At 68.5% G+C, this 26,014-nt stretch carries 18 protein-coding genes and 1 tRNA gene; 8 read left to right on the top strand and 11 right to left on the bottom strand.

From position 1 onward, the window contains the following. Nucleotides 1-7 precede the first annotated feature (7 nt). The 3 genes from AC3A5Z_RS12135 (at nucleotide 8) to AC3A5Z_RS12125 (ending at nucleotide 3,641) form a co-directional block, all read left to right on the top strand. Nucleotides 8-1,078, top strand: a complete 1,071-nt coding sequence (locus AC3A5Z_RS12135) for an L-idonate 5-dehydrogenase (RefSeq protein ID WP_487519585.1) — start codon at nucleotides 8-10, stop codon at nucleotides 1,076-1,078. Between the two features lie 30 nt (nucleotides 1,079-1,108). After that, on the top strand, nucleotides 1,109-2,326 hold the full coding sequence (gene uxuA, locus AC3A5Z_RS12130; RefSeq protein WP_487519584.1) for a mannonate dehydratase: 1,218 nt from the start codon (nucleotides 1,109-1,111) through the stop codon (nucleotides 2,324-2,326). A gap of 136 nt (nucleotides 2,327-2,462) precedes the next feature. Further along, nucleotides 2,463-3,641, top strand: coding sequence for a hypothetical protein (locus AC3A5Z_RS12125; protein ID WP_487519583.1), 1,179 nt, complete (start codon nucleotides 2,463-2,465; stop codon nucleotides 3,639-3,641). A gap of 3 nt (nucleotides 3,642-3,644) precedes the next feature. On the opposite strand, the gene AC3A5Z_RS12120 is transcribed toward AC3A5Z_RS12125, so the two are convergent. The 4 genes from AC3A5Z_RS12120 to AC3A5Z_RS12105 all read right to left on the bottom strand — a co-directional run bounded on the left by AC3A5Z_RS12120 (nucleotide 3,645) and on the right by AC3A5Z_RS12105 (nucleotide 11,275). Then, a complete protein-coding gene (locus AC3A5Z_RS12120) occupies nucleotides 3,645-4,979 on the bottom strand; it encodes an HlyD family type I secretion periplasmic adaptor subunit (RefSeq protein ID WP_487519582.1) in 1,335 nt (444 codons plus the stop codon). Then, on the bottom strand, nucleotides 4,972-6,957 hold the full coding sequence (locus AC3A5Z_RS12115) for a type I secretion system permease/ATPase (protein ID WP_487519613.1): 1,986 nt from the start codon (nucleotides 6,955-6,957) through the stop codon (nucleotides 4,972-4,974). The genes AC3A5Z_RS12120 and AC3A5Z_RS12115 overlap by 8 nt, the downstream gene beginning before the upstream one ends. A 75-nt stretch (nucleotides 6,958-7,032) precedes the next feature. Next, nucleotides 7,033-8,994, bottom strand: a complete 1,962-nt coding sequence (locus AC3A5Z_RS12110) for a hypothetical protein (protein WP_487519581.1) — start codon at nucleotides 8,992-8,994, stop codon at nucleotides 7,033-7,035. Nucleotides 8,995-9,085: 91 nt separating this feature from the next. After that, nucleotides 9,086-11,275, bottom strand: a complete 2,190-nt coding sequence (locus AC3A5Z_RS12105; protein ID WP_487519580.1) for a hypothetical protein — start codon at nucleotides 11,273-11,275, stop codon at nucleotides 9,086-9,088. A gap of 672 nt (nucleotides 11,276-11,947) precedes the next feature. Here AC3A5Z_RS12105 and AC3A5Z_RS12100 point away from each other — a divergent pair. The 3 genes from AC3A5Z_RS12100 (at nucleotide 11,948) to AC3A5Z_RS12090 (ending at nucleotide 14,498) form a co-directional block, all read left to right on the top strand. Beyond that, the gene (locus AC3A5Z_RS12100; RefSeq protein ID WP_487519579.1) at nucleotides 11,948-12,676 is read left to right on the top strand and encodes a helix-turn-helix transcriptional regulator; all 729 of its coding nucleotides are present in this window, start codon (nucleotides 11,948-11,950) and stop codon (nucleotides 12,674-12,676) included. Further along, on the top strand, nucleotides 12,673-13,170 hold the full coding sequence (locus tag AC3A5Z_RS12095; protein ID WP_487519578.1) for a hypothetical protein: 498 nt from the start codon (nucleotides 12,673-12,675) through the stop codon (nucleotides 13,168-13,170). Before AC3A5Z_RS12100 ends, AC3A5Z_RS12095 begins: the two co-directional genes overlap by 4 nt. Before the next feature lie 200 nt (nucleotides 13,171-13,370). After that, nucleotides 13,371-14,498, top strand: coding sequence for a sensor histidine kinase (locus AC3A5Z_RS12090; protein ID WP_487519577.1), 1,128 nt, complete (start codon nucleotides 13,371-13,373; stop codon nucleotides 14,496-14,498). Nucleotides 14,499-14,538: 40 nt separating this feature from the next. On the opposite strand, the gene AC3A5Z_RS12085 is transcribed toward AC3A5Z_RS12090, so the two are convergent. Continuing rightward, nucleotides 14,539-16,752 carry a PAS domain-containing sensor histidine kinase gene (locus tag AC3A5Z_RS12085; protein ID WP_487519576.1) on the bottom strand — a complete coding sequence of 738 codons (2,214 nt, stop codon included), beginning with the start codon at nucleotides 16,750-16,752 and terminating at the stop codon, nucleotides 14,539-14,541. A gap of 664 nt (nucleotides 16,753-17,416) precedes the next feature. Here AC3A5Z_RS12085 and AC3A5Z_RS12080 point away from each other — a divergent pair. Continuing rightward, on the top strand, nucleotides 17,417-18,751 hold the full coding sequence (locus tag AC3A5Z_RS12080; protein WP_487519575.1) for a family 16 glycosylhydrolase: 1,335 nt from the start codon (nucleotides 17,417-17,419) through the stop codon (nucleotides 18,749-18,751). A gap of 498 nt (nucleotides 18,752-19,249) precedes the next feature. Here AC3A5Z_RS12080 and AC3A5Z_RS12075 read toward each other — a convergent pair. After that, a tRNA-Asn gene (locus AC3A5Z_RS12075) sits at nucleotides 19,250-19,324 on the bottom strand. 77 nt (nucleotides 19,325-19,401) lie between these two features. Further along, a complete protein-coding gene (locus AC3A5Z_RS12070) occupies nucleotides 19,402-20,292 on the bottom strand; it encodes an MBL fold metallo-hydrolase (RefSeq protein WP_487519574.1) in 891 nt (296 codons plus the stop codon). A 40-nt stretch (nucleotides 20,293-20,332) separates the two neighbouring features. Here AC3A5Z_RS12070 and AC3A5Z_RS12065 point away from each other — a divergent pair, with 40 nt between their 5' ends. Continuing rightward, nucleotides 20,333-21,652: an ATP-binding protein gene (locus tag AC3A5Z_RS12065; RefSeq protein WP_487519573.1), complete on the top strand. Its 1,320-nt coding sequence runs from the start codon at nucleotides 20,333-20,335 to the stop codon at nucleotides 21,650-21,652. Nucleotides 21,653-21,724: 72 nt separating this feature from the next. Here AC3A5Z_RS12065 and AC3A5Z_RS12060 read toward each other — a convergent pair whose 3' ends face one another. The 4 genes from AC3A5Z_RS12060 to AC3A5Z_RS12045 all read right to left on the bottom strand — a co-directional run bounded on the left by AC3A5Z_RS12060 (nucleotide 21,725) and on the right by AC3A5Z_RS12045 (nucleotide 25,993). Continuing rightward, the gene (locus AC3A5Z_RS12060) at nucleotides 21,725-22,237 is read right to left on the bottom strand and encodes a CAP domain-containing protein (protein WP_487519572.1); all 513 of its coding nucleotides are present in this window, start codon (nucleotides 22,235-22,237) and stop codon (nucleotides 21,725-21,727) included. A 218-nt stretch (nucleotides 22,238-22,455) separates the two neighbouring features. Beyond that, the gene (locus tag AC3A5Z_RS12055; RefSeq protein ID WP_487519571.1) at nucleotides 22,456-23,097 is read right to left on the bottom strand and encodes an ATP-binding cassette domain-containing protein; all 642 of its coding nucleotides are present in this window, start codon (nucleotides 23,095-23,097) and stop codon (nucleotides 22,456-22,458) included. Continuing rightward, nucleotides 23,094-24,782 (bottom strand): ABC transporter permease, encoded by a 1,689-nt coding sequence (locus AC3A5Z_RS12050; protein WP_487519570.1) that lies wholly within the window; start codon nucleotides 24,780-24,782, stop codon nucleotides 23,094-23,096. The genes AC3A5Z_RS12055 and AC3A5Z_RS12050 overlap by 4 nt, the downstream gene beginning before the upstream one ends. Further along, entirely contained in the window at nucleotides 24,779-25,993 is a 1,215-nt protein-coding gene (locus AC3A5Z_RS12045) for an ABC transporter substrate-binding protein (RefSeq protein ID WP_487519569.1), read from the bottom strand. Before AC3A5Z_RS12045 ends, AC3A5Z_RS12050 begins: the two co-directional genes overlap by 4 nt. Nucleotides 25,994-26,014: the final 21 nt, after the last annotated feature.

Below are 26,014 nucleotides of genomic sequence, written 5' to 3'. Positions count from 1 at the left end.
GGCCTGCATGACCAACCTGTCTGTCAACCGCGTCGTCTGCCTGCACGGGCAGGACGACCTGAGGATCGAAACCCGGGAGCTGGCCATGCCCGGCCCCGGCGAGGTGAGGGTGGCGGTGTTGGCAGGCGGCATCTGCGGCTCGGACCTGCACTACTGGCAGGAGGGCGGCATCGGCACCATCCGCGTGCGCGAGCCGATCATCCTCGGCCACGAGGCGGCGGGGCGGATCGAGGCGCTGGGCGAGGGCGTGGAAGGGCTGGACGTCGGGACGCTCGTCGCGATGAACCCTTCGCATCCCTGCGGCGTCTGCGAGTTCTGCTCCGCCGGGCTGCGCCACCATTGCAGCGCCATGCGCTTCAAGGGCTCGGCCATGTACCTGCCGCATGAGCAGGGCATGTTCCGCGACCTGATGGTGATCGGCGCGGGCCAGTGCTTCGCGCTGCCCGAGGGCATCACCCCGGGTGCCGCCGCCTGTGCCGAGCCGCTGGCGGTCTGCCTGCACGCCGCGAACCGGGGCGAGGCGGTCGCGGGCAGTCTTGCGGGCAAGACGGTGCTGGTGACCGGGGCGGGGCCGATCGGCGCGCTCTGCGTCGCCGTGGCGCGGCAGCGCGGGGCGGCGACGATCATCGTCACCGACATCCAGGATGCGACGCTTGCCGTGGCGCGGCAGATGGGCGCCGACCATGCGGTGAACACTGCCCGCGAACCGGAGGCCCTGGCGCCCTGGCAGGAGGGCAAGGGCCGCGTCGATCTGGTCTTCGAATGTTCGGCGGCGGCTCCGGCGATCCGCGATGCGGTGGCCTGTCTGCGTCCGCTGGGCACGCTGGTTCAGGTCGGCGTAGCCGGGCCCACGCCGATGCCGCTCAACCTGATGGTCGGCAAGGAGATCCAGTTCCTCGGCTCGCACCGTTTCGACGCCGAATTCGCCGATGCCGTGCGGCTGATCGGCGAGGGCGCCATCGACCCGCGCCCGATGATCACCGGCACCTATCCGATGACCGAAGCCCTCGAGGCGCTGCGCGCCGCCTCGGATCGGGGGCGTTCGGTCAAGGTCCAGCTCACCTTTGCCGACGCCTGAGCGCGGCACCCAAGACGGAAAGACGACAGCATGAGACAGACATGGCGCTGGTTCGGCCCGAAGGATCTCGTATCCATCGACGACATGATGCAGGCCGGGGTGGAGGGCGTGGTGAGCGCGCTGCACCACAGGCCGACGGGATCGGTCTGGTCCCCCGAGGAGATCGCCCAGCGGCAGGCCGAGCTTGCGGTGATGAAGGACGGCGCAACCTCCGGGCTGAAATGGGAGGTGGTCGAGAGCCTGCCGGTGTCCGAGGACATCAAGCGGCAGACCGGCGACTGGAAGACCCATATCGCCAACTGGAAGACCTCGATGCGCAACCTGCGCGCGGCGGGGATCGAGGTGATCTGCTACAATTTCATGCCGATCCTCGACTGGACGCGCACCGATCTGGCCTATCGGCTGGCCAATGGCGCGACCTGCATGCGCTTCGACGCGCTCAACTTCGCGGCCTTCGATCTGTTCCTGCTGCGCCGCAAGGGCGTCGAGGATGACTACACGCCCGAGCAGACCGAAGCCGCCAAGGCGCGCTTTGCCGAAATGAGCGACGAGCGCAAGGCCGAGCTTGCCGGCAACGTGGTCTTCGGTCTGCCGGGGGCTGCCGAACGCATGTCGATGGACGACGTGAAGACCCATCTCGCGCATTACGACAGCATCTCGCCCGACCGGCTGCGCGGCCATCTGGTCGATTTCCTTGCCGAGGTCAGCCCTCTGGCGCAGGAGATCGGCATGCGGCTCTGCTGCCATCCCGACGATCCGCCGTTCCCGCTGCTGGGCCTGCCGCGCATCATGTCGACCGAGGCCGACTACAGCGCGGTGATGCAGGCGGTTGATATCCCGGCCAACGGCATCACGCTCTGCACCGGATCGTTGGGCGCGCGGGCGGACAACGATCTGCCGGGGATGATGCGACGGCTGGGCGAGCGGGTGCATTTCCTGCACCTGCGCAACGTCGCGCTGGAAGAGCGCCATCTGGGCGGGTCGTTCCACGAGGCGGCGCATCTGGAGGGCAACACCGACATGGTGGCAATGATCGGCGCTATCCTTGCCGAGGAAGCCCGCCGCAAGGCAGAAGGGCGCGCCGATTGGCAGATCCCGATGCGCCCCGACCACGGGCAGGACATCCTCGACGACCTGACGCGCAAGGCGCAGCCGGGCTATCCGGCCATCGGGCGGCTGAAGGGGCTGGCGGAACTGCGCGGCATCATGACGGCGCTGTCGCATCCGACGGTGACGGTCGCGGGCTGATCCTGCCTGCAGGAACGTCGTCCGAGGGCCGCTCCCCGCCGGGGGCGGCCCTCTGCGCATCCTCGGGGCGCGGGTTGTTTGGGGGCCTCTGCCCGTGTTAGTCGGGGGTGGACTGACCCGATTGCAGAGACCTCCCATGCCCGATCCGTACCGCAGGCTGATTTTCCACATCGGGCATCACAAGACGGGCACGACGGCGATCCAGGATGCACTGGCCACCGGCCTGATCGAGGTGGACGGGCGCGCGCCGCTCTATCCCACGGCGCTGAACCACAATTACCTGACCCGCCACGTGAAGACCTATGGCGAGACGGGGGCGCTCCTGCCCGCCGACCGGCAGATGCCGAACCTCGAACAGATCGGCAAGGCGCTGGCCAAGGGCGACCACCGCCATGCGGTGATCTCGGGCGAGAGTTTTTCGGGCGTAGCCCCGGCGGTGACGGCCAAGGCGATGCAGGACTTCTTCCTGCCGCATGTCGAGGATCACGCAGTGATCTGCTATGTCCGACCCCATGCGGCGCGGACGCTGTCGGGTTTCGTCGAGCAAAGCAAGGTCGGTTACTTCGACGGCCCTTCGGTCGCGGCCTTCCACCGCGCGGGGCCCGCAGCCGGGCGCTTCCGCTTCACGCCGGGTCTCAGGGCCTGCGCCGAGAGTTTCGGCCCGCAGTTCGTGGCGCGGCCCTTCCACCGCGAGTTTCTGGTGAACGGCTCGGTCATCGACGATTTCGCCGCGCATGCCTTCCCGGAAGGCAGGATTCGCATCCATGAGCAGCAGTCGTCGAACGAGTCCAGCAGTCTGGAAGACCTCGTGCTGCTCCGCATGGTGCAGGCGCAGCTGAAGGACCGGCCCTCGGGCCTGCGGTTGCAGCTGGGCTGGGCGCTGGCGCTGGCGATGGACAGCGAGGAGCCGGGCGAGCGTGACGCGATGATGCGGGTGATCCACGGGCTGATCGCGCTCGCCCGCTCGCTGCGCGGGGGCGCGCGCACCAAGGTCGCGTTGGACCGGCAGACGGCGGAGGAGATCCGCGAGACCTATGTGAAGGACGCGCGTGTGCTGGACCGGACGGTCTTCGCCGCGACGCCGCTGATGCTGCGCGAGCTTGACCGGGCGGTGGATGCGGCGGTCGAGAGCCCGCAATCCTTCGAGCCGTCGGATCACTACTCCCCCGAGGCGCTGCGCCAGATCGGCGAGGCGATTGCCGAGCTGGGCGCGCTGCTCGGCCCGGAAGGCAAGGGCTGGACCCGGTATTTCCTGCGCCGCCGGATGGAGACGGTGGAGAGGCGACGCGAAGCCCGGCTGAAGGCAGGGCGCTGAGGCCTATTGCTCGCGGAAGGCGCGGTTCATGCTGTCGATGATCGGCCGGGCGAGATATTGCGCGAAGGTCCGCTCGGCGGTCTGGATCATGATCTCGGCGGGCATGCCGGGCGTGGGGGTGAAGCCTGGCACGCGCTGGAGCTCGGCGGCAGTGATCGTCACGCGCGCCACATAGACCTCGCGCATGGTGCCGTCGGAGGTATCGGCCACGCTGTCGGCCGAGACGTAATCGACCACGCCATCCAGCACGGGGGTGGTGCGCTGGTTCAGCGCGATCAGCCGCACCGTCGCCGGCTGGCCGGTCTTCACGCTGTCGATGTCCTTGCTCGGCACCAGCACCTCGATGATCAGCGGCGCGTCGGCGGGCAGGATTTCGGCGATGGGCTTGCCCGTCTCGATGACGCCGCCGGTGGTGTGGTAGTGCAGGCGGATCACCGTGCCGGTGACAGGGGCCAGCACATCGGTGCGCAGCAGCACGTTCTCGGCCTTGCGCGACTGTTCGCGGATGCTTTCCAGCTCGCCCTGGATCGCCTGCAGCTCGCTCAGCGCGGCGCGGCGGAACTCGTCCTCGATCTTGCCGATCTGGGTCTGGAACTTCGCCTTCATCTCGCGTGCCTCGTTGACCTCGGCCTCCAACCGGGCGGTCTGGCCCTTGGCCTCGAGCAGGGCGCGGCGCAGGGCCGAAATCTCGGTCTGGCGGATCAGCCCGGTTTCGAGCAGCGTGGATTTCGTCTCCAGCTCCTCGTCGAGCAGCACCGACTGGTCGCGCATCGCCCCGAGCTGCACCGAATAGCCCGCGCTGCGCATGTCGAGCGCGTCCATGCTGCGCTCGATCAGCGCGATCTCGTTGGCGAGCTGCGACTTGGTGGTGGCGAAGGCGAGCCGCTGGCTGTTGAGGATGGCGGCGATCTCCGGATCACCCTGCTGCGCCATCAGCCGCGATGGGAAGACCAGCGTGCCGAGCCCGCGATGCGCCGCCAGAAGCCGCGCCTCGGTCGCCTCCAGCCGGATGCGGCGCAGCAGCAACTCGCGCCGTGTGGCCTTGGCCAGCGTCTCGTCCAGATGCAGGATCACCTGACCCTCCTGCACCAGATCGCCCTCGTTGACGAAGATATGCTGGATGATCCCGCCCTCGAGATGCTGGACGATCTTGTTCTGCCCGGTGGCGACGAAACTGCCCTGCGCGATGACGGCGGCGGCAAGCGGTGCGAGGAAGGCCCAGAGGCCGAAGCTGCCCAGAGCCACGGTCATCAGCGAGAAACCGAAGATCGCGTGGCGGGTGATCGAGCGCGGTACCTCGGCATACCATTCGGCGGGGGGAAGCGCTGCATCAGACAATGGCGGGTCCTCTCGGCTGGCGGCTCACCTGAGCCTGTGGGCCTGTCGGGTTGAGCTGGGCAAGCACCTTCTCGCGCTCGCCGAAAAGGGCGATGGAGCCGTTGTTGAGCAGCATGATCTTGTCGACCACGCTGAGGAGGGCGGGCTTCTGGGTGATGACGACGACGGTGATGCCATTGGCGCGGGCCTGTTCCACCGCGCGGGCCAGCGCCTTGTCGCCCGCCGTGTCGAGGTTGGAGTTCGGCTCGTCCAGCACCACGAAGCGCGGATTGCCGAAGAAGGCACGCGCCAGCGCCACGCGCTGCTTCTGCCCGCCCGAGAGCGGCGAGCCATCCGCGGCCACCATGGTCTCGTAGCCCTGCGGCAGCAGCGCGATCATCTCGTGCACGTCGGCCAGCGCCGCGGCGCGGTGGATCTGCTCGTCGGTGGCATCGGCGCGCATCCGGGCGATGTTGTCCTTTATGGTGCCGGGGAACAGCTGCACGTCCTGCGGCAGGTAGCCGAGGTTCTCGCCCAGCTGGCGCGGATCCCAGTTGCGCAGGTCCATCAGGTCCAGCCGCACCGAGCCGGAGGTGGGCAGGATCGAGCCGACCAGCATCTTGCCCAGCGTGGTCTTGCCCGCGCCGGAATTGCCGATCACCGCCAGCGTGTCGCCCGGGTTCAGCGAGAAGCCGATGCCGTTCAGGATCACCTGCTTGGTGTTCGGCGGCACATAGAGCAGGCGCTCCACATCGAGCCGTCCCTGCGGGCGGGGCAGCCGCAGCCGCTCGAACTGCAGCCGCGAGGAGGTAAGGAGCCGGGTGATGCGCTGATGCGCGGCGCGGGTCAGGATCACCGCGTTCCAGCCCTCGATCGCACCCTCGATCGGGGCGAGGGCCCGCCCGGCGATGATCGAGGCCGCGATCACCATGCCGCCGGTGATCTCGCCGTCGATGGCGAGATAGGCGCCCCAGCCGAGCATCATGATCTGGGTGAGCAGCCGCACCGCGCGCGACAGCGAGGCGCTGATGATGTTGCGGTCCTGCGCCCGGACCTGCGCGATCAGCGAGGCGGCGGCGTCGCGGCCCCAGATGGTCACCGCCTCGGGGATCATCGCCATGGCGTTGATGATCTGGCTGTTCCGCGCCATCGACTCCAGATGCATGTTGGCCTTGGACTGGGCAAGGTTGGCCGCGGCGAAATGCTTTTCCGTCAACTTCTGGTTCGCCAGCGCGATCACCAGGAGCAGAAGCGCCGTCACCACCACGATCATGCCGAGATGCGGATGGACGAGGAAGATCGCCAGAATGAAGAGCGGCGCGAAGGGCACGTCGAGGAAGGAGATCAGCGTGCCCGAGACGAGAAAGCTGCGCAGCTGCTGCAGATCGCCCAGCGTCTGATACTCGCGCCCCGACCCGTTGAGCGAGGCATGGGCGGCCGAGCTCAGGACCGGCCCGCCGAGCCGTGCCGCCACCTCGACCGCAGTGCGCATCAGCATGAAGCGGCGCACGGCATCGAGCGCCGCCTGCAGCAGGATCGCGCCGACGATGACCACCGTCAGCATCACCAGCGTGTCGAGCGAGCGGCTGGTCAGCACCCGGTCGGAGATCTGGAACAGGTAGACCGGGATGGCGAGGATCAGGATGTTGGTGGCGCAGGTCAGCACCATCACATAGCCGAGATTTCGCCGCACCGCCGCCGTGCCCTGCTTCAGGCTTTCGCCGAAGTTCTCGGGACCGACGCGGCGGTGAAAACCCGGGCCCTTGCCGCCGTCGCCGCCGCCATCGCCGCCGGTCGGCGGCGGCGGATCGCGGCGCGGCATCGGCTCGCCCGCCTTGGCCTCGATGGTGACGGCACTCGGCCGCTCCACCGAAGTGTCGCGCAGCTCGGCGCGCGGCGGTTCGGTGGGCGCGGGTGCCTCGGCCCCGGGCGGGGTGTGGATCCGCGCTTCCGGCATGAGGTGCAGGGGCTGGCGGGCGGGGTCCGAGAAGGCCCCCATGGCAGCTTCAGGCGACAGCGCGGTATCGGGTTGGTCGGTCAGGTCCTTCACGGTCTTCTCTCCGCTGTCGGGGGGTCAGGCCAGCGCCGTCTGCATCACGTCGGCATAGCCGGGATGGTCGGGCAGGGCGGGGCTCGGCGCGAATTCGGGCTCGTCGAAGCTGTCGATCATCCCCTCGGCCAGAAAGGCCACCGCCTCGTTCACCATGGCGGACATGGCCACCCCGTCGGGCGGGGCGTCGAGATCGATCAGCCCGGCCTGGTGGATCAGCGCGTCGCTGTAGGCCTCGCCCATCGCCATCACCACGCTGTCGATGCCGTCATCGACCACCTGCGCCGAATTCAGCTGCGCATTGGCGCCGGTGGTGACGCTGACGAGGGCGCCCTCCAGCGCCGCTACGTCGTCGAGCGCCATATGCACCTGATCGGAATCGCCGATGACGTTCACCTGATCGATGACGTTCATCTTGATCAGGTCGCCGGTGATGTAGAGCACGTTGATCGTGTCGAGCCCGGCGAAATGGGGATCGGCGAGGATCTCCGGCGGCAGGCCGAAGCCTCCCGTCTCCAGCGCCTGCATCGTGGCCTGAAGCTCGTCGGTCATCTCCTCCACTTTGTCGATCCCGACGGTGGAGATTTCGGCCTTGTTGAGCTGGACATTCTCCTGCCCCTGCACGGTCCCCACCGGGGCGCCGGTGACCACATCGGCGTCGAGCAGCACGTTGGTCTGGGTGATCGTGTTCAGCGTCAGCATATCTCCACCGACCACGATCAGATCGTAGTGATAGCCGAGCTCGGTCAGCGAGGTCAGGTTGGAGACGACGTTCTCGCCCATGCCGATGTAGGTGGCGGCGCCGGTGAAGATCACCTCGGCGCAGTCCATGTCGGTCAGGAAGACATATTGCTGGATCCAGTTCACCGCCGTCAGATCGCCCTCGATGGTGACGACGTTCCAGCCCTCGGGCTGATCCTGCGACACGGGCGCGGCAGTCCCCGTCTGCGACGAGACGGTGCCGATCGAGGCGGCGTTCATCGCGACCGAGGGGGCCAGCGTGGCGCCGGGCAGGGCGGTGCTGACCATCACATTGGTCTGGCTGATCGACGACAGATCCATCACCGAGCCGCCGACCGCGATCACCGGCGCATCGACCCAGCGCAACGTGATCAGCGCTTCGTTGATCGCGAGATTGCCGCCGGTCACGACCTCATGGCCCGGGTCCACCCCGAAGGGATCGGGGGCATCGGGGCTGGGGTCGAGGCGTGGGTCGAGCGCCTCTTCCTCAGGGGCCTCCTCAGGTTTCAGCAGTGCCGGCAGCAGGTCGATGAACAGCGGCATGTCGGATGCCGCCTCGCCGTCGATCACCAGCGTCTCGGCCTCGGGGCCGTGCAGCACGGTCTCGGTGACACCCGGCGCTGCGGGGTGCTGGCCGGTGGCCAGCATCTCCCCGGCCATCGTTTCGGCCTGCGCCAGGGTGGGTGTGGCGGAGGGCAGCAGCGTCTCGCCCACGCCTGCGCCGAGCGCCGTCGCGGTGGCGACAAGCGTGGTCAGCTGCGCGAGCTGCAGCTCGGGCGCGATGAAGGCGTTCGGCGCGCCGAAGTCGAGCACGTCGCTGTCGGAGACCAACGCGATCTGCGTCGTCACCGTGAGAATGGAATTCGGCGGCGGGGGGATCATCAGTGTCACGCCGGAGCCGCCGACGGGAGCGTCGACAAGCGCGAGCTGATCCGGTGCCGGGCCTTCCTCGACGAGCGCGGGCTCGAGCGGCACGGGCTCCTCCGGTCCATGCTCGACGAGCGGCACCTCCTGCGGGGGCGTCGCATCGGCGGGGGCGACATAGGTAAGCCCCGGCTCGAAGCCCTTCATCTCGTAGGGCGGGGAGCGCGTGGGCTTGTGTTCGGTCTCGGGGGGAGGTTCGGCCTCGGCATTCTGCGCCACCTTGAAGGCTTCGTAATCCGTGCGCAGACGCAGGGCGTCGATATCGAGATGAAAGGAACCAATGAAATGTGCAATTTGCTCGGTCGAATGGTCGAGTGACATGGCCAGGCTGCCTTCTTCTATGCGTCCGACGGGATCGGACGAGGCCCGGTGCGGGGCCGGTTAATGACCGGCCCCGCTGGGTCGTGGTGCCTCAGCTCAGATCGTCGTCGCCCACCGCGGTGGAGGTGAGCGAGCCGCCGACAACCGTCATGTCCACGGTGTTGCCAAGGATGTTGGCCCCCATGACGATCGACTGGTTGAAGGCCGTGACATCGATCGCCGCCGAGGCCGAGGCGAGGGATTCGCCGGTGACATAACCGTCATCGCCGTTCCCCGATCCCCAGCTGCCGACATCGCCGCCCATGCCGCCGTCGCCGTTCATGGCCGAGCCGCCCGCGCCGCCCAGCACGTCGCCGACGCTGGCGTCGCCGCCGGCCGAGGCGCCGCCCGCCGCATAGCCCCCGGCGCCGCCGGTGCCCATTCCCGCGCCGCCCGCGCCGGTGCCGCCGACGCTGGCGTCGGTCGAGGCGCTGCCGCTGGAGGTGTTGGTGGCATCGTCATCCGACTGGCCGGTCCCGCCATAGCCAGCGATCGCTTCGGCCATGCTGTCTGCAGAGCCGTCGAGATCGGCATGCGAGAAGATTTCCGACAGCCCGCCGATGCCGCCTTCCGCGGCGGAGGTGCTGCTGCCCATGCCGGCGGAGTCGGCGCTGGAGGTTGCCTCGTTGCTGCCCGCGCCGCCGGTGGAGTCGCCTCCGGTGCCCGTGCCGGTGCCGGTGCCCGCGGAGTCGGACATGGCGCTGTTGCTGCCGCCCGCGCCGCCCGCCGAGTCTGCGCTGCCGGTGCCTTCGCCGCTGCCGTCGGCATCGCCCGACATCGCGTCGCCGCTGCCGCCGTCACCGCCTGTTCCGGTGCCCGTCCCGGTGCCGGTTCCGGTGCCGGTCGCATCGCCCGAGCCGGCGCCGCTGCCCGCGTCACCGCCCGTCGCTCCGGCCAGAGCCGCTGCGAGCAGACCGAGCGCACCGGCGCCCGCACCGGCAGAACCGCCCGTGGCATCGCTGTCGGCTTCGGATTCGGCGCCGCCGAGACCCAGACCGCCGCCGAGACCCGCCGCATCGCCACCCGAGCCGCCATCGCCTTCGGCATCAGTGTCGGCATCGCCCTCACCAAGGCCCACGCCGATCGCACCGGAGTCGCCGCCATTGGCATCCTCGGCGCTGGAACCCGCGCCGGAGAGCCCGGCCCCCAGACCCGCGCCCAGCGAGGCGCTGTCGCCGCCGTCGGCATCCTGATCGCCCGCTGCCGAGCCCGAGATGCCCGAGCCGAGGCCGAGGCCGAGCGAGGCTGCGTCGCCGCCGTTGCCGCCTTCGCCATCGGCATCCTGATCACTGTCGGCGGAGCCTTCGGCGGTGCTGTCGGAATCGGAGTCGCCACCGTCACCGCCGGTGCTGTTGCTCTGGGTCTCGGCGCTGCCGAGCCCGAGGCCGAGCGACAGGCCGCTCGCATCGGCATCGCCGCCGTTGCCGCCGTCGCCGTCCCCGTCGCCGCCGTCGCCGGACTCGCCGCCCGTCGCGCCCGACATGCCGCCGAGCGCCGTGCCGCCGATGGCCCCGCCGCCGCTGCTGCTGGCGTAGCTTCCGCCCGCCGCACCATCGGCCCCGGCGCTGATGCCCTCGGCGGCGCTTGCCGTGCCCCCATATGCATCGCCGCTTTGGGTGAAGGTGCCGTCATTGCTGACGGTCGGGTTCCACAGCGAGTCGGTGTCCTCAAGCGTGGCGTTCTGCCCGGTGACCAGCGCGGAGTCGTTGCCCGCGCCGAAGGTCGCGTTGTTCAGCACACCGTCGAGATCGAGGTCGTTGCCGCCGCCGTAGATGCTGCCCGCCTCGTAATACATGTCGCCGCCGGCGGCGACGATGTCGCCCACCTCGGATTCGTCAGTCATGTCGATGTCGACCAGATCGTCATCGCGCGGGATCCACTCGCCGCCGCCGAAGTCGATGTTCACCTGGTTGGAGTTGTCGTTGCTGTCGTCGCCGCCGTTGGTATTGGCATTGTCGACGCTCTGACCCTGGCCCTGGCTCTGGCCTTGCCCCTGATCCTGACCCTGGCCCTGATCTTGACCCTGGCCCTGACCTTGGCCCTGATCCTGACCTTGGCCCTGATCCTGCCCCTGACCCTGATCGTTCTGCACGTCGGTGGACTGTTCCTGATCCTGCTGCTGCAGGTCGATGTCGGCCTCCGCGATGGAGACTTCGGCGTCGAACTCGGCGGTCACGTCATCGACGGTGATGTCATCGAAAACGATGTTGCTGTTCTGGGCATTCGATCTTTTGTCTGACATGGAAAGTGCTCCTGTCATCCCGCGGGCCCGTCAGTCATTTCCAAGACGGCGCAAGAGGATGAGTGCTGGTTGCGGTTGATTGGTCACGTCTGGCCGGTCCCTGCGGGTCCGGCTCGGTCGTCACGACGGTCAGCCTGGAGGCAGCCTCCTTCCTGCTGCGATCGGCCTGCGCCCGGGCCAAAGCCCTGCGGGGCGTCCCAAAGGGCGCCATGGGTCCGATCACCCTGCAGCTCATTGATTTTGTTAAATGCAGATCCCGCTCTCTCCCGGGACGCTTCGACCATCGCACCGGGCTGGGTTTTGCGAAAGCTGGCCGAAGGAGCGACCCCGTCAGGGGCGGGATTTAGCAGAAGGATTGGCTGAACGCCGTGTCAGCCTGCGTCATCGCGCTGCGGGCGGCCCTGTCGCAGGGCGAATCGCGCGGGGGCCTAGACCGAAGGGTTTACGGACGGGGGCGCCAGCCCTGCCGCGGAGCGGTTTTGCTGCCCGAGAGAGCGGCCTTCGGCAGATGGAACGGGGGGCGCGGAGAGGACCGGCTACGCCGAAAGGAGTGCGACCGAAGACCGTGGACCTGTTTCGAGAATCGGCGGCCCGCGTTAGAATGCGTTGCATTAAAGACTAATTTTCAAGCCTGAACGCCCATTATGTAGACAGTTCCTTGAGGAGAGGGTGATGAGTAAAGGTTTTGACGACAATCGCTTTTCAGAGAAGTCGGACCACCGACGCAAACCCCCGGTCATCCTCTTCATCGGCAGCCCGCTCGTGTTCAGCGACTGGATCCTGCGGGTGGCGGTCTCCGAAGCGGGGGGCATCGATGTCCGGCACCATCCCGATGTCGCCTCCGCCGGTCTGGCGCAGCTTGCCGGGGAGGTGACGCTGCGGATGGTGGTGGTGGAGGAGGCGCAGGCCGACGAACTGGCCGAGCGGATGGAGCTGCTGCGCGGGCTCGACGCGGCGACCTACTGGGCTGTGGCCTATCACGACCGCGACCGGGCGCGGCGCATCCTCGCCCAGCGGCGCAACGGCGGGCCGCTGCGCGACGTGCGGCTGCTGCCGATGAACGTGCCCGTCGGCGTCTGGGCTTCGGTGTTTCGGCTGACGCTCTGGGGCGACTTCTTCGTGCCCTGCGAGTTGCTGCCGATGGGCGCGGAGGCGGCCGCCGACCCGGAGGAGCGGGACGCGAGCCTTTCGGTCAGCGCCGCCGGTCTGACCCGGCGCGAGACCGAGGTGCTCGACCTCGTGGCGCAGGGTGGGCAGAACAAGGTGATCGCCGATCGGCTCGGCCTGTCGGAACATACCGTCAAGCTGCATATCCACCGGATCATCAGTAAGGTCGGGGTGCGAAACCGCACCGCCGCGGCCAACTGGTACCTCTCGGGCCGCCGGGGTGTGCGGGAATGAACCGCGCCGCGTCCGAAAGCTTCGACGACGTGCTGCTGCTGCTCGGACGGCTCAACTATGTCTGGTCGAACACGGAAAGCCTGCTGATCCACCTGATCGCCGGGATCGTCGGCACCACCAAGGACACGGCTCTGGTCATCTACCTCACGCTCAACACCACAAGGGCGCGGGCGGATCTGGTGGAGCGGCTGGTGAAGATGGAGAGCCGCGACGCGGGCGAGCGGGATCAGGTGCTGGCCGCGGTGGGCCAGCTCACCCGGCTCTCGGCGCTGCGCAACCAGTACAATCACTGCATCTATGCCTTTGACCTCGAGGGCGGCACAGCTCGGACGATCCAGATGCGGATCTCGGACCGCAAGACCGACATCCGGTTGGGGCGGGTGAATTCGATCGACGGCGAGGCCGTCGACAGCATCCGCCGCTGCATCGAGGAGCTGGTGCACCTGAACCGCAGCTTCTGGGCGCTGATCGGCGAGCGGGGTTATCCGGTCTGAGGCTGGGGGATGGTCTGTCAGCGACCTGCCTGAAGGGCCCGGGCTTTCTGCGAAAGCCCGGGAAGGCGATCCTTCTGCGAAGGATCCGGGGCGTTTTCGCAGAAAACGCGGAGACCGGGATTTTCGCAGAAAATCCGCGGCGGCTGACGCTGCGACGTCGGGCCGACTGCGCGCGCGGGCGTGACAATCGTGTTGTGCCCATGCGCCGCGCCTTCTATTTCTGCCGCATGAGCAGCGCTTCCCCTCCCACCCGGCCCTTTCCCGCGACCGGCGGCGACTGCGCGGCGCTTCTCGACGCGCTCGACTGGTCGGACCATCCGCTGGGCGAGCCGCTGCACTGGCCGGTCGAGCTGAAGACGGCGGTCCGGATCTGCCTGACCTCGAAATTCGCCTCCATGGTCCACTGGGGCCCGGAACATTACACCTTCTACAACGATGCCTATGCGCTGCGACTGGGGCGCAAGCACCCCGGGCATCTCGGCCAGCCGGCCCATGACTGGTGGTTCGAGATGTGGGACCAGCTGGAGCCTTTCTTCCAGAAGGTGCTGGCGGGCGACAGCTACTATACGGAGAATGCGCGCTACACGCCGGACCGCTATGGCGTGGCGAAGGATGCCTATTTCACGCACAGCCACAGCCCGATCTGGGACGATGCGGGCATGGTGCGCGGCATCTATCTGACGGTGGTCGAGACCACGGCGCAGATCGAGGCCGAGGCGCGGGGCGAGCTGTTGATGGACGAACTCAAGCACCGGATGAAGAACACGCTGGCGGTGGTGCAGGCGATCGTCAACCAGTCGGTTCGGCGGGCCGATAGCAAGGAAGCGGTCGCGGCGATCATCGGAGCGCAGATCGCGGCGCTCGGGCGGGCGCATGATCTCCTGACCCGCTCCGTCCATGTCGAGGCGCCGCTCGAGGATGTCATCCGCAGTTCGCTGGGCAGCGGCGGTCCCTATGCCGACCGGCTCGACACCGAGGGACCGGAGGTGATCCTCAGCTCGCGGGCCAGCATCGCCCTGACGATGGTGCTGCACGAGCTGAACACCAATGCGATGAAATACGGCGCCTTCTCCAACGAGCATGGCCGGGTGCGGGTGGATTGGCGGATCGAAGGCGAGGCGCTGACGCTGACCTGGCGGGAGACGGGCGGGCCGGCCGTCACCCCGCCGTCGCGCGAGGGGTTCGGCACCAGGCTGATGAGCGCCCTTGCCGGGGATCTGGGCGGTGAGCCGGCGATCGAGTATCCGCCGGAGGGCGCCGTCTTCCGGCTGCGGTCGACGCTCGAGAGGATCCGCTCCAAGGGCAGCGCGCAAAGCCCGGCCGCCTGAGCGGCTGACGCCTTGCCGCACCCGTTCCGCTGCCCCGCGGTCAGGTGCTCCCGCGATCCTCGCTCGGCGCCACCGTCCCCGTAGGGCGTGGCCGCAGGGGGCGCGAGGAGGCGCCCTCGATCACGTCGGCGACCGGGCAGGAGAGCCGCCATTCCAGCCCCTCCGGCGCATAGGCGACGCTCACCTTGCCCCCGGTGCTGGCCTCCACCATGCCGGTGGTCACGGTGGAGCCGAAGCCGCGGCGCTCGGGCGGGGTGACGGGCGGACCCTCCCTTTCCAGCCAGGACATGGTGAAGCGCGGGGCAGGGGCCGCCTCGGGATCGACCGACCAGGCGATCGCGATGCGCCCGGTCTCGTTGGAAAGCGCGCCGTATTTCGCGGCATTGGTCGCCAGCTCGTGCAGCGCCATGCCGAGCGCCTGCGCCGCGTCCGGCGTCAGCGAGAGGGACGGGCCGGAGAGCGAGAAGCGCTTGCCACGCAGGTCGGTGAAATGCGCCAGCTGCGATTTCACGAGGTCGGTGATCGGAATGGTCTTCCAGCCGTTGCGGATCAACAGATCCTGCGCTGCTGCCAAGGCCTGCACCCGCTCGCCGAAGCGTCCGAGGAACCCTTCGGTGCCGGAGGCGGCAGTGCGGCGGGCGATGGCCAGCACCACGCTGAGCATGTTCTTGAACCGGTGGTTCACCTCGCCCATCAGCATCCGGTCGTGTTCCTGCTGGCGCTTGCGGGCGGTGATGTCGTTGAACAGGATGGCAACGTGATTGTCGTGCTGCGCTCCGATCGGGCAGGCGCGGACATCGAACCAGCGGCCCAGAAGCTCTGAGGCCTGCTCAAAGCGCACCGGCTCGCCGGTGCGCGCGACATGGCCGTAGATCTCGTACCAATGTTCCTCGAGATCCGGGGCGGCCTTGCGCAGCCAGCGCCCGAGGATCGATTCCGGGAAGCCGGTCTGCTCGTAGAAGGAGGGGTTCGCCTCCAGCACGCGGTAGTCGGTCAGCCCGTCCGCCGCCTCGAGCTTCACCTCGACCACGCAGAAGCCCTCGTCGATGGTGTCGAACAGCATGCGGTAGCGGGTCTCGCTGGCGCGCAGCCGCTCCTCAGCCTCCTTGCGGCGGGTGGTCTCCTGCACCACGGCGGCGATGCCGACGTTGCGGTTGCCGACGCGCACCGGAAAGAAATCCTCGACCCAGGTCCGCCGCCGCCCGGGCTGCGCCGGGGTCTCACCGCTGATCTCGACTCCGCGCCAGGATTCGCCAGTCTCGAGGATATGCTGCCAGCGCAGATAGACCTCGCCCAGCTCCGCCAGATCGGGCAACAGCTCGTCCGGGCGCTTGCCCAGCTGCGTCTCGGGCGAGAGCCCGTTGATCGCGGCCAGCTCGCGGTTGATGCGCAGGAAGCGGAAATCGCTGTCCCAGACGCCGAGCCCCACCGGCGCGTTGTCGAACAGCGCCTCGAGGAGCGCGTTGGCCTCGGCCAGCTCCTGCTCGACCCTTTTGCGTTCGGTTACGTCATGCGACATGCCGAGCAGGCGCAGCGGCGCGCCGTTCTCGTCGAACTCCACCTTGCCCCGCTCGTCGAGCCAGCGCTCCACCCCGTCCGGCGCGGTGAGCCGGTATTCGGACCGGTAGCCGCCATCGGCGGAGCGCAGTGCCGCATCGACCGCGGCGCGGAAGCCGTCGCGGTCTTCGGGATGGACGGCGCGGGCCAGCTTCTCGAAATTCGGCGGGTGACCGGTTTCCTGCGGAGCCTCCGGAGTGTCGCCGACGATGCGCCAGGTCCGGTCCTCGCGGATGTCCCAGCCGAAGGCGATGGTGGGGGCGGCCTGCAGCGAGAGGCGCAGCTGATCGTCCGCGGGCCCGCCGGGCTCGCCGTCGATGCGGAGATCCTCGGTCACGTCGATGTTGATGCCGTGGATGACCCGGACGTTGCCGTTCTCGTCGCGCTCGATCGCGCCCCGGTCGAGGATGACGCGCACCACCCCGTCGGGCCGCCGGATGCGGAAGGTGTGGCTGTAGCTCGTCGCGTCCGAGCCGAGGAAGGTCGAGGTGCGGGCCTCCACGCCGACCCGGTCGTCGGGATGGACAAGCTCCATGAACCCGGGTTCCGCGCCGGGCAACTGGCTGAGGCCGTAGATCCGGCCGAGCTCCGGCGACCAGCTGAGCCGGTCCGCCGCGGGCCACCATTCATAGGTGCCGACCAGCCATTCCTGCGCGAAGGCCAGCGGCAGCCGGGAGGTGATCTGGTTGTCGGACATGTCTCGCATCTCCCGGAGGGCGTGATCGTCACGGCAAGCGTCGCGCCTCCGCAAGAGCGTCCTCGCGGCGGGGCGAGGCTATTGTGGCATGCTCAGCCCGAGAGTCCAGAAGGTCGTTCCGGATGAACAAAACTGTCATCGTCGCCTCCAGGGTTGTGGGCAGCATGGCTTGGGATGAGGCCTGTACGAAGGCGGGCGGTGGCTGGCGCAGGGCGGGGCGGCAAGGTTTGGGACTTGGAACAGTCCGACGATGCAGCGCCACTGGATACCTGCGGGGGCAGGTGCGATGGATTTCCAGCATCCGGCACCAGGCACCCTGGCGCAGACTGATGCAAGGCCGATGTATCCGTGGCGCGCGTAGACAACCGAGTTTCCGAAGGCCCGTTTCGATTGCAATCGATTCGCCAAATGCAACCCAGGGTTGTCAACAAAAATCGTCACAAATCACATACGTTTTACTTGTTGCCGCCCTTGCCGGAGGATACTTCTCAATTATGTCTACCAAATAATCGAAAGAGGTGTGCCTAGCTTCTTTTCTTATCAATTCGCCTTACGTAGCAGCATCGAATTTTCAATTGTGTCTTTCCCGCGCCTCTTCAGCCGATGTGCCCGCTCTCCGGAGCGGCGTTGATCGGCGGGGCCTCCGGGTGGAGGGGAATAAGCCGTGACGATTATCGACGACAAATGGCTGGTGTCCGATTGGGATGCCGCACAGTCCCCTTTGCTGGGATGGAATCCTGACCACGTCCGCCAAAACCCGAACGGGTCCTTCGAGGTCATTCTCGACAAGGCCGCACCAGGCGATGACCGGCCCTTCGACGGGGGCGAGTTCCAGTCGATCGCTGCTGCGACGACAGGAACCTGGACCTGGATGGCGCAGGTGCCGGATATGGTCGACGGGTCGGTGTTCGGCATGTTCCTCTACCAGGACGACTATCGCACCCAGCCATGGCGGGAGTATGACATCGAATTCGTCGGGCGGAACACCAGCCGCTTCCAGATCGCCGTGCACTTCGAGGACGAGAACGGCCACGCCGGACTGAAGCAGCGCACGACGGTCGATCTGGGCTTCGACGCTTCCGAGGGCATGCATCTCTACGGGATCACCGTCACCAAGAAACATGCGGTTTTCACCGTCGACGGCATCGAGGTCGCGACGGTGGATGCCAAGGACATCGACCGCGGCGTCTGGGATCCGGGCCCGCTGAACAGCCTGACCGATCTCTGGATCGTGCCGACCCGGATGGAGAACTGGGCGGGTGCCTGGGATTATCCCGGGCGGCCTCTGGTGGCGCATCTCGATGCCGTCAGCCTGCCCTCCGACTCGGTCCGCATCGGCGGGCCGAAGGGGGACTCGCTGAAGGGCACTGCTGCCGACGACCAGCTCTACGGCAATGGCGGCAACGACCGGCTGAACGGGCGGGGCGGGGCCGACATCGCCTTCGGCGGAATGGGGCGCGACACCTATATCGTCAATGACGCCGGGGATCAGGTCCGCGAATATGCCGGTCAGGGCCGCGACCGGGTCAACGCCAACCTGAGCTGGAAGCTGGAGGCCAATGTCGAGGTGCTGGCCCTGCAGGGCGGCGCCGATCTCGACGGGACCGGCAACGGGCTGAAGAACGTGTTGCTCGGCAACAGCGGCGACAACGGGCTGAGCGGCGGCGGCCATCAGGATGCGCTGCGCGGCATGCGGGGCGACGACCGGCTGTTCGGCGGCGGCGGGGCAGACACGCTCGCCGGCGGCAAGGGGCATGACATGCTCAAGGGCGGTCGCGGCGACGACACCTTCATCTTCCGCTCCGGCGACGGCCACGACCGGATCACCGACTTCATCGCCGGAGGCAAGCTCGATCACATCGAGATCAAGGGCCACGACAGCTACGAGGCGATCCAGACCGGAGACGACACGCTGCTGGTGCTGTCGGCCAAGGACAGCATCCTGCTGATCGACGTGACCGTCTCCGAACTGACCCACTCGGACGTGCTGTTTGTCTGAGGCTCGCAGGGGCGCTTATGGCTCCTTCGTCAGGCTAGAGGGCAGGGCAGAGCTGCCCTGGGTGCCGCGTCGGAGAGGGGCGCAGCACAGGGCTGGGGCCATAGCGCCTCGCCCTAGGCGGATATGTGAATAGAAGGGCAGCCGGGTCGTGCTTTATCAGCGCCGCCCCGCCGTCTTGCCAAAGCGGCCCCCGGGTCAGGAGAGGCATCTTCTAGACCTCGCCATTCCGCTTAATTTGTCAGCGCAAGATGTTCGATCCGGCCACTTGGCCGCACGCGCTTGCCGCGGCGACTGTGTACACGGCGGCGACTGCGATAAATCGGTACATCCGCTGCCCTTTCAGGTAGCCGAGCCACTCGGCCGGAACTCGCTCGATAAGTTAGATTTCACATCGGAGCAACGTCGCCGCCCCCGTGACAAATCCAATAACAAGGTCTCAAAACGCAGAAAACCCGCCTAGGCGAGGTCTGCGTAGCAATCTGATCTTGTTAGGATTTTTGGCTCCGGCGGTAGGGATCGAACCTACGACCAATTGATTAACAGTCAACTGCTCTACCGCTGAGCTACGCCGGAACACGGGGGCTACATAGCAAGCTGTTTCGGGGGCGTCCAGAGCCGATGTGAAGAAAAATCCGAACTCTTTTGCGGGCTCAGGCGAGGGTGAAACGGGCGTTGGCCGAGAGCTGCGGATCGGCCCTTATCCTGTTGCGTTGGGCGAGGTCGACGAGATGCGCGAGCAGGTTGCGGCGGGCAGCGGGAAGAAGGGCGACCGGAGTGTCGGCGTAGACTTCCGCCGTCAGCGCGGAGAGTTCGGCCGTGCCGCGGGCCAGGGCCTCCAGAATCATCCGCTCACGATCCTGCCGGTGCGCCGCCAGCCAGGCGATACGGGCAGCAGGCTCGGTGACGGGGTCGCCGTGGCCGGGGTAGAGGCAGCGCCAGTCTTCCTGCGCCAGCCGGGCGAGGGAGGCGAGATAGGCGGTCATGTCGCCATCGGGCGGCGAGACCAGCGACGAGGCCCAGCCCATGACGTGATCGCCGGAAAAGCAGGCCTTCCCGAAGGCGAGGCACAGATGGTCGCCCAGATGGCCGGGCGTGTGCAGCGCGGTCAACGTCCAGTCCTGGCCGCTGACGCTTTCGCCGTCGGCAAGGCAGCGGTGCGGGGTGAAGCCCCGGTCGATACCCTCACCGCCGGTCTCGCCCGCTTCGGCCAGCGCCTGCATCGCGGGGCTCCGCGGCGCCGGACCGAAGGCCAGCACCTCGGCGCCCGTCGCCTCGGCCAGCGGGTGGGCGAGGGGGCTGTGGTCGAGATGCGCATGGGTCACGAGGATATGGCTGATGCACTCGCCCGGCTCCAGCGCCGCCAGCAGCGCCGCGCGATGAGTGGGAAGGTCGGGGCCCGGGTCGATCAGCGCGACGCGGCCCGTGCCGACGAGATAGCTGTTGGTGCCCCGGAAGGTCATGGGCGAGGGGTTAGGCGCGAGCACGCGCCGCACGCCGGGGGCAAGCCGCTCGCAGATACCGGGCCGGGGTTGGTCTTGCATCGCTCTTTCCTCGCCTCGCAGGGGCGGCTAGGCTTGCCGCATGATATCGCCGTTCAAGACACTCGTTCCCCGCAGTCTCTATGGCCGCGCCGCGCTGATCCTGATCGTGCCGATCGTCACGATCCAGCTTGTCATATCCGTGGCCTTCATCCAGCGCCATTTCGAGGGCGTCACCCGGCAGATGTCGCGCGGGCTGGAGATCGACCTCAGCCACCTTCTTAAGGAAGTGGCGCAGGCACCGACGCCCGAGACGGCGGTGGTGCGCGCGGCGGAGCTCGGGCAGGCGCTGCAGTTCGACGTGGCGATCCCGGCGGCCTGGACGGCGGAGGAGGACCGGCGCGATGTCTGGGATCTCTCGGGGGCCGAGGTGGCGCGGACGCTGCGCGAGGGGCTGCCCGCGCTGAAGGCGGTCGATCTGCAATCGAACAGCGACGAGGTGCGGCTGCTGTTCGACACGCAGCCGCGCCAGATATCCGTCGCGGTGGACCGGCGGCGGGTGACGGCCTCGAACCCGCACCAGCTCCTGGTGCTGATGATCGCCACCTCGATCCTGATGACGCTGATCGCCTACCTGTTCCTCTCGAACCAGTTGCGCCCGATCAAGCGCCTCGCCGATGCGGCGGAGGCCTTCGGCAAGGGGCGGCACATTCCCTACCGTCCGCGCGGCGCGCAGGAGGTGCGGGCAGCGGGCAGTGCCTTTCTCGACATGCGGGCGCGGATCGAGCGGCAGATCGAGCAGCGGACCCTGATGCTCTCGGGGGTCAGCCACGACCTGCGCACGCCGCTGACCCGGCTGAAGCTGGGCCTGTCGATGCTGGAGGAGCAGGGCGAAGCGGAGGATCTGCTGCGCGACGTCGCGGATATGGAGCGTCTGGTCGACGAGTTCCTCGCCTTCGCGCGCGGCGATGCGGTGGATGTGGCCGAGGACGTCGATCCGGTGGCGCTGGTGCAGCGCGTGGTCGAGAACGCGCAGCGCAGCGGGCAGGCGGTGAGCCTGCGGGCGACCGAGGGGCAGGGCGTCATGCGCATGCGCCCGGCCGCGGTGACCCGGGCGCTGGAGAACCTAATCGGCAACGCGGTGCGCTACGGCACCACTGCCGAGGTCAGCATCGCGGTGACCGAACGCGCCGCGCGGATCACGGTGGAGGATGACGGGCCGGGAATTCCCAAGAGCCAGCGCGACGAGGCGATCCATCCGTTCACCCGGCTCGACCGCTCGCGCAACCAGAACAGGGGCGGCGGCGTCGGGCTCGGGCTCTCGATCGCGATGGACATTGCGCGCAGCCATGGTGGCGCCCTCAGGCTGGGTGACAGCGAGACGATGGGCGGGCTGAAAGCCGAGCTGATCCTCGCCCGCTGAGGTTGGCGGCACGGTCAGGGCGGACACGGGCAGGGCAGGCACGGGCAGGGCGACCCGTGCCTCGGGTCTCGCTCAGCGGCGCGGCGCGGCCAGAACCAGCACCCAGTAGGGGCGGTCGCCGTTGGGCTGGGTCAGGCCGACGCCCATCTCGGTCGCCGAGGCCTGCAGGATATTGGCGCGGTGATAGGTGGAATTCATCCAGAAGTTCACCACCCGGTCTGAAGAGTCGAAGCCGCGCGCGGTGTTCTCGGCCCCGAGGCGGAAGCGATAGCCGCCGCGCCGCAGCCGCTGCGACAGGTCGGACCCGTCGGAGCCGACATGGGTGTAGCGCCGCTGGGCCGCCATGTCGCAGGCATGGGCCTGTGCCACCTTGTCGAGCCTGCCCGACAGCCGGACCGGCGACAGCCCCTTGGCGCGCCGCTGCGCGTTCACATGCGCAAGCACCTGCCGCGCGGCGGAAGTGGCCTGCGCCGCCGATGTGCAGCCGCTCGGGCGATAGGCGACCCGCTCGGTATCCGCCGAGGCGGGATTCAACGGGAAGAGGAGTGCAGCCATCAAGGCTGCGGCGAGGCTTGCGCGGGTCATGGCAGTGCTCCGTGGCAAAGTCAGGTCGTCGGACAGGCGTCCTCGATGGCAGCCGATTGTGCCAAGACAGTGGCACAAGCGCGGCAAGCCAAGGACTTGGGCGGAATGATGGGGAAAAGGGTCATCAAGAGCCGACCCGTCGAAATACACGGGATGCGGCGGTGAGCTTTCTGGGAAAGGGCATAGCCGACGAAAACGGCCTTGCCAAGTCATTCAACCTAAAGGCGAGCGCCCATCGGCGAAATGATGCTGCCCCCGGCGGCGCGGGCGTCTTCGGCATCATGGGTGACGAGGATCACCGGGAGGCCACGGTCGCGGGCGCGGTCCAGCACGAAGCTGCGGATCTGCGCCCGCAGGTCGGCATCGAGCCGCGAGAATGGCTCGTCGAGCAGCAGGGCGCAGGGCTCGGCCAGCAGGGTGCGGAACAGCGCGACGCGGGCGCGCTGCCCACCCGAGAGCGTTGCCGGATCGCGATCGGCAAAGCCGGGCAGCCCCGCCTGCTCCAGCGCCGCTTCGATCCGGTCGCCCCGGGCGCGGCCCCGGACCTCGGGCGGCAGCGCGAAGGCGAGGTTGCCGCCGACCGACAGATGCGGAAACAGCACGTCATCTTGAAACAGGAGCCCGATCCGCCGCGCCCGCGTCGGCAGATGCGTCACCTCCACCCCGTCGAGCCAGAGCCGCCCCTCCAGCCGGAAACGCGGATCGAGCGTGCCGATGATCGCCGCCAGCGCGGTCGACTTGCCCGAGCCCGAGGGCCCCATCACCGTCAGCACCTCGCCCGGCGCCACGAGCACGTCGAGCGCCACCAGCGTCTCGCCGTCGCGCGTCACCTTCAGACTGTCGAGCCTCAGACCCTTCATGCTACCCTCATCCCGCGGCGGTGACGGAAGGCCAGCGCCGGTAGGCCGAGGGCGGCGGCGAAGGCGAGGGCGGGCAGGGCCATCTGCAGGATGGCATAGGTGCCGATGATCCGCCGGTTGCCGCCCGACGACAGCGCCACCGCCTCGGTGGTCAGCGTCACCACCCGGCCGCCGCCGATCAGGAGCGTCGGCAGATATTGCCCGACGCTCACCGCCAGCCCGACCGCCGCCGCCGTCAGCACGGGGCGCAGGAGCATCGGCAGCCGCAGCCGCCAGAAGATGCGGTTCTCGTCCGCCCCCAACGCCGCCCCGGCAACGCCGATCCGCGCATCCCAGGCCCGGAAGGGCGGGGCCAACGAGAGAAAGACATAGGGCAGCACGAAGACCACATGCGCCGCAGCGACCGCCAGCGGCGTGCCCTCGGCCCCGCTGATCAGCGCCAGCGCCTGAAGCCCGGGCAGGAAGGCGATCTGCGGCACGATCAACGGCAGGTAAAGCAGCCACAAGGCCCGCGTCGTCGGGCGGAAGCCATGCCGCGCCTCGGCCTCGAGACAGGCAAGCGTCAGCAGGAGCGCGACCGCAACGGCCCCCAGCGCCAGCACCAGCGTCATGGCGGAGGCCTCGGCCAGCCCCGGTGCGGCCCGCGCCCATGTCTTCAGCGTCAGCGTCCCGGGCAAGGGATCGGGAAACTGCCACAGCCCCGCCACCGACCAGACCCCGAGCCCCGCCAGCCCCAGCCCGACCGCCGCCACGGCCAGCAGAGCGAAGCCGCCCGCCAGCGGCCGCAGCGGCGCGTCGAGCCAGCCGCCGCGCCGCCCGGTCAGCGCCAGCCGCGCCAGAAGCCGCTTCGCCGCCATCTCGATCCCGCGCCAGCCCAGAAGCGCGCCGACCACCAGCGCCAGCTGCAGCAGCGCCGCCGCCGCCGCCCGGTCACGCTCGGCCAGCGCCGGGTCCATCATCCAGAGCGCGATCTGCACCGCCAGCGTCGGCGGCCGCGTCGGGCCGAGGATCATCGCCATCTCGACCGCCGTCATCGAATAGGCGAGCACCGCGTAGACCGGCAGCCGGATCTGACGGTAAAGCGCCGGCAGAACCGCGTGCACGAATCCCAGCCCCCGGCCATAGCCGAGGCTCGCCGCCACCATCATCCGGCGCGGCGCATCGGTCTGGGGCAGGGCGGCCAGCATCATCAGCAGAAGGAAGGGCACCTCCTTCACCACCAGCCCCGCCGTCAGCGCCAGCCCCGCCGGATCGTTCAGCGTCAGCAGATCGGGCGGCGCGGTCCAGCCCGCGAAGGGCGCGACCAGACGGGCAGGCCAGCCCGAGGGCGACAGAAGGAAGGCGAGCCCCAGCGCCACCGCCGCATGCGGCACCGACAGGAGCGGCGAGAGCAGCCGCAGCAGCAGCGCGAAAGCCGCGGTGCCCTGCAGCAGCGCCACGATCATCAGCGTGACTGCCAGCGCCAGCCCGGTCGCGGCAAGACCCGTCGTCAGCGACAGCCACGCGGCGTCGGGCAGTCCCGGCCAGTCGGCCAGTGCCCGAAACGCCGCCAGATCCGCCCCGCCCCGCATCAGCCCGAAAGCCGGAGCCAGCGTGCCCGCGAGCCCCGCCAGCACCGGCGTCACCATCAGGAGCAGCGTCAGCCGGGGGGCCAGCCGCAGCCAGCCGCCCCGGCGCTTCGTCACTGTGCCACCCCGTAGCGCCGCATCCAGTCTTCCGAGATCGCCTCCATCCAGCTGGCATGCGGCTCCAGCAGGGCCTTGCCGAGTTCAGCCGGCGGCAGCGTCGCCACGCCGAGATCCAGCGCCTCGAACCGAGCGCGGTCGGTCTCGGGCAGGGCCGCCACATCGAGCACGGTCTGGAAGCCAAGCACCGCCGGGTCCTGCGCGCGCGCCTGCACCTCGGGATCGAGCAGCAGGTTCGCCACCACCTTCGCCCCGGCCTCATGCGCCGCGTTGAACGGGATGGCGACGAAGCTCGCATTGCCGATGGTGCCTTCCTCCAGCACGAAGGTCCGCACCGTATCGGCCAGCTCTCCCGCCGCGATCACCGCCGAGGCGCGACCCGGGTTGAAGGCGAAGGAGATCTGCGTCTCGCCATCCGCCAGGAGCTGTCCCAGCGCCGGCTCGTTTTGCGGATAGGCCCGCCCCTCGCGCCACAGATGCGGCGTCGCCGCATCGAGCCAGGCCCAGAGCGGGGCCGTCACCGCCGCGTAGCTGGCCGGATCGACCGGCTCCTGCAGCAGGGTCGGATCCTCGATCACGCCGTAGAGGATCTGCTTGAGGAAGGTGGTGCCCAGGTAGTCCGGCGGCTGCGGATAGGTGAAGCGGCCCGGGTTGGACACGACCCAGTCGAGCAGCGCCTGCGTGCTCCGCGGCGGCTCGGCCAGCGTGGCGCTGTCATATTCGAAGACCAGCTGCGCCATGGCCCAGGGGCTTTCAAGCCCACCGGTCGGTTCGGTGAAATCGGTCACCACCGCGGGCTTGCCTGCGACATCGACCAGGGACCAGTTCGGCAGGCTCTCGGCGAAGGGCTGCGACAGCAGGCCCTGCCGCTTCATTGCCGCGAAATTCTCGCCGTTGATCCAGATGAGATCGACCGCCCCGCCGCTGTCGCGCCCCGCCTCCTTCTCGCCCAGCACCCGCGCCACGGCTTCGGTGGTATCGGCGAGCTTCACCTGCTCCAGCGTCACCCCGTGCCGCTCCATCGCCTCGGTCCCGACCCAGGCGATGAAGTCGTTGATCTTCGGGTCGCCGCCCCAGGCGTGCCAATAGACGGTCTGGCCTTCCGCCGCATCGAGCACCGCCTGCCACGCCGGATCGGGCGCCGCGGTCTGGGCACCGGCGGCACCGCCGAGACAGAACGCGGCGAGGGTTGCGAGAAGCCGTGTCTTCATCTGGTCCTCCTGATCGCGGCC

The organism is Cereibacter sp. Soil_C_27, assembly GCF_057657095.1.
This window is presented reverse-complemented; position numbering and strand designations above follow the sequence as displayed.